Below are 1,313 nucleotides of genomic sequence, written 5' to 3' on the forward strand. Positions count from 1 at the left end.
TGTCTAGTCCTGAAATAGGTTTACACCTGTTTCAGTCTCAAAACGCCCGATGCACCGCATCGGGCGTTTTGTATTTCAGGGACAGGTGTGGCCGTTCCCCGTTGTAGATCAGCACCGACTCATCCACCATTTTCACTGCGTCCGCCAGATTTTTAGGGCGATACAGCAGGAACTCGGTCTTCAAAATGCCGTTTATCCTCTCCGCCAGAGCATTCTGGTAGCAGTCATAGCCGTCGGTCATTGAGCACCTGACGCCATGACTAGCGTGCAAGCGTTGATAAAGCTCAGAGCAGTATTGGGCTCCACGGTCTGAGTGATGGATCAGTGGCAGCGTGCTTCGGCGCTCACCAACTGCCTTTTCCATCGCCTTGATTACCGACTCGGTATGCAAGCTCTCATGCACATGATGGCCTACGATCTTGCGCGAGTAGGCGTCTGTCACCAGGCTCACATAAGCCACGCTTTCCTGTGTCGGCAGGTAGGTGATGTCTGCAACCCAGACCTGCTCTGGCCTATTGGCCACTATCTGCTCATGACCTGCTTTGAGCAGGTTAGGGTGTCGGCGAAAACGGTGATGGCTGTCCGTCGTTTTGTGGTATGCCCGTTTGCGTACAACCAGTTCTCGAGCGTTGCGCAGGATGCTAAACAGGCGGTCTCTGCCGACCCGAACTGATGCACCAACTTCAACGCTCATCAGGTAATGCAGCTTGCGCGTGCCTATCCGTGGCTGACGGCGGCGCTTTTCAAGAACAAAGTCCATGACCTCTTGATCTTGACGAGCCCTCTCGTCGAAAACCCGATTGCGTTGGTAATACGCTTGGCGCGAAATGCTCATAAACAGGCAAGCCCTCGTGATGCTCAGGCCTTGGATTTGCCCTTGCGAGAGGACTTGCCGGGTCGCTTTTTTACGACGGAAACACCGTAGTCATTTTTCAGAACATTCACGACGGCTTCGAAGAATTGCGCTTTCTGATTGCTTAGCGCCAGCTGTTCTTCGAGCTCTTTGATCCGCTGCTCGGGGGTCAGTGGGAGGGTTGGCTCGGTCATGGACCTGCTCCTCGGCTCTCGAATTGACGCGCCTTGGCTCCAGTCCTGCCGGCCGTGCTTGCGTAGCCAGACCAGTACTGTGGACCGGCCCTGAATGCCGTAGCGCCGTTGAGCCTCTTTATAACTCAACTCGCCCTTTTCGACCTGGTCTACGACCGATAATTTAAAGGCTAGCGTGTAGTCACGCTGGCTCCGCCTTTTGCCCGAATCCATTGACTCCTCCTGAAGATAGGTCAGAAGGCGTAAACCTTATTCAGGACGGGACA

Annotated in this window: 1 protein-coding gene; it reads right to left on the reverse strand. The window is 54.5% G+C overall.

The window, feature by feature from the left end:
* Positions 1-37: 37 nt before the first annotated feature.
* Positions 38-1,260, reverse strand: a protein-coding gene (locus tag H096_RS24505) for an IS3 family transposase (RefSeq protein WP_167351249.1) whose coding sequence is annotated in 2 segments (ribosomal slippage) — positions 38-909 and positions 909-1,260 — 1,224 coding nt in all. Because the reading frame shifts where the segments join, the coding sequence is not laid out codon by codon here.
* Positions 1,261-1,313 lie beyond the last annotated feature (53 nt).

The sequence above is a fragment of the Pseudomonas sp. FH1 genome (assembly GCF_000510895.2).
Lineage (GTDB): Bacteria > Pseudomonadota > Gammaproteobacteria > Pseudomonadales > Pseudomonadaceae > Aquipseudomonas > Aquipseudomonas azotoformans_A.